At 72.4% G+C, this 1,973-nt stretch carries 4 protein-coding genes; 3 read left to right on the forward strand and 1 reads right to left on the reverse strand.

All coding sequences use genetic code 11. The features are described from left to right. On the forward strand, nt 1–255 hold a 255-nt coding region (locus AB0C29_RS45890; RefSeq protein WP_360834312.1), incomplete at its 5' end, for a helix-turn-helix domain-containing protein. Next, the gene (locus tag AB0C29_RS45895) at nt 248–664 is read left to right on the forward strand and encodes a VOC family protein (protein WP_360553338.1); all 417 of its coding nucleotides are present in this window, start codon (nt 248–250) and stop codon (nt 662–664) included. The genes AB0C29_RS45890 and AB0C29_RS45895, both read left to right, overlap by 8 nt. Here the strand turns inward: AB0C29_RS45895 and AB0C29_RS45900 are convergent. Continuing rightward, entirely contained in the window at nt 634–1,206 is a 573-nt protein-coding gene (locus tag AB0C29_RS45900) for a dihydrofolate reductase family protein (RefSeq protein ID WP_360834314.1), read from the reverse strand. The two genes, AB0C29_RS45895 and AB0C29_RS45900, sit on opposite strands and share 31 nt — an antisense overlap. Before the next feature lie 117 nt (nt 1,207–1,323). On the opposite strand from AB0C29_RS45900, the gene AB0C29_RS45905 reads away from it, so the two are divergent. Next, nucleotides 1,324–1,914 (forward strand): hypothetical protein, encoded by a 591-nt coding sequence (locus AB0C29_RS45905; RefSeq protein WP_360834316.1) that lies wholly within the window; start codon nt 1,324–1,326, stop codon nt 1,912–1,914. The last annotated feature ends 59 nt before the right edge of the window (nt 1,915–1,973 follow it).

Below are 1,973 nucleotides of genomic sequence, written 5' to 3' on the forward strand. Positions count from 1 at the left end.
CGGTTCCGGGTCGAGACCGGCCTCGGGCTCAAGGAGGCCGCCCGGGTGGTCCGCTTCGACCGGGCCCGGCGCCGGCTGACCCCGGGCACGCCGCTGGCCCGGCTGGCCGCCGACACCGGCTTCTACGACCAGGCGCACCTGGCCCGCGAGTTCCGGTCCCTGGCCGGCTGCTCGCCGTCGCGGTGGCTCGCCGACGAGTTCACTTTCGTCCAAGACCATCCGCGCTCCGGAGCGCAGGATGAGGGGCATGACTGATCCGAAGACCCCGCCACCGCAGGTGTGGCCCACCCTGCGGGCCCGCGACGCCCGGGCCCTGATCCGTTTCCTCGTCGACGCCTTCGGCTTCGTGGAGGTCGCCGTGTACGGCGAGGGCGACCAGGTCGCGCACGCCGAGCTGGCCTGGCCCCCGGGCGGCGGCATCATGCTGGGCTCGCACCGCGACGACCCGGACGACCCGTGGGCGCTGCGACCGGGCACCTTCGGCGCGTACGTGGTCACCGACGACCCGGACGGCCTGCACGACCGGGCCGTGAAGGCCGGGGCGACCGTGACCCGCGAGCTGAACGTGACCGACTACGGCTCGCGGGAGTTCGCCGTCCGCGACCCGGAGGGCAACCTGTGGTCGTTCGGCACCTACCGCGGTGAGCCGGTGCCGGCGGCGTAGCGCAGCACGACCGCGCCACCGTCGAACGGCCTGCTCTCCACCAGCCGCAGCGCCCGTCCGGCGGTGGCGTGGTCGAACAGTCCCGGGCCCTCCCCGAGCACCACCGGGTGCACCGCGAGCAGCAGCTCGTCGACGAGACCGTCCGCGTCGAGCAGCGGACCGAGCGTGGCCGGTCCGGCGGAGAGCACGATCCGGCCGTCCAGCGCGCGCAGGCCGGTGACCAGGTCACCGCTGAGGGCGCCGGGCCGGGACCGGGAGAAGACGACCTTGCGCATCCCGGCCAGGAGCTGCGCGAACTCCCGGTCGGCCGGCCCGAGCTCGGCCACGTCGTCGGGCAGCTCTCCGCGGGCCACGGTCTCCCACCAGGGCACGATCGCGTCGTACATGACCCGGCTCATGGCCCAGGTGTCCGCCTGCCGGAAGAAGCCGTTGAGGTAGGCGGACTCGGGCTCGCCCCATGGGAACGGCTCCCAGAACTGCCCGTCCGCCCCGGCGATCCGCCCGTCCAGCGTGGTCTGCATGTGCACGACGATGCTCCGCATCCCGGCAGCCTATTGCTTTCCGGGCGGCCGTCTCGCACAGTTACAGCTGTCGATGCCTTCCACTGACGTGAATGCGTCTATATATGTGAACGGCGTCCTGCTTCGAGTGGAGGATCCATGAGAAAGCGAACAGCTGTCCTGGCCGTCGTACTCGCGCTGACCGCAGCGCCGTCACCCGCGTCCGCCGCGCCCCTGGAGACCGGCCCCTGGACGTCCTATTCCCCGTCCTTCGACGTGCAGGAACGAGGCTGCGGCACGGTCAGCGGCCTGACCTTCCGGCTCACCTGCGCTACGGCGAGCGGCGACCAGCGCGCCGAGCGCCGGTACGCCACCTACAGCTCCGGCGTACGCCAGTTCGAGGGGTACTTCCGGATCACGACCATGCCCGGCTCGCGGATCAGCCTGAAGCAGACCTTCGGCCCGGACGGCCCGTTCTTCATGCTCGCGGTGGAACGCGGCGGCCGCCTCTACGCGGTGCACGGCGGCGCCACCCTGGCCACCGGCGCGACGGTCGGGACCCAGGTCCGGGTCAACACCGTGCACAACACCGGCAACGGGGCGCACCGCACGTACATCAACGGATCCAACCGGCACTCGCAGACCGGCGGCAGCGGCGGGTACTACGACAAGTTCGGCGCGTACCGGACCGCCAGCGGCGCCGGGCCGGCCGACGTCACCTGGAGCGGCATCCAGTTCTGGCAGAAATGATCCGGCGCGCCCTGCTGGTGCTCGTCCTGCTCGTCCCGGCCGGCTGCTCCGCCGGCCGG

Source organism: Actinoplanes sp. NPDC048791, from assembly GCF_040650095.1.
GTDB lineage: Bacteria > Actinomycetota > Actinomycetes > Mycobacteriales > Micromonosporaceae > Actinoplanes.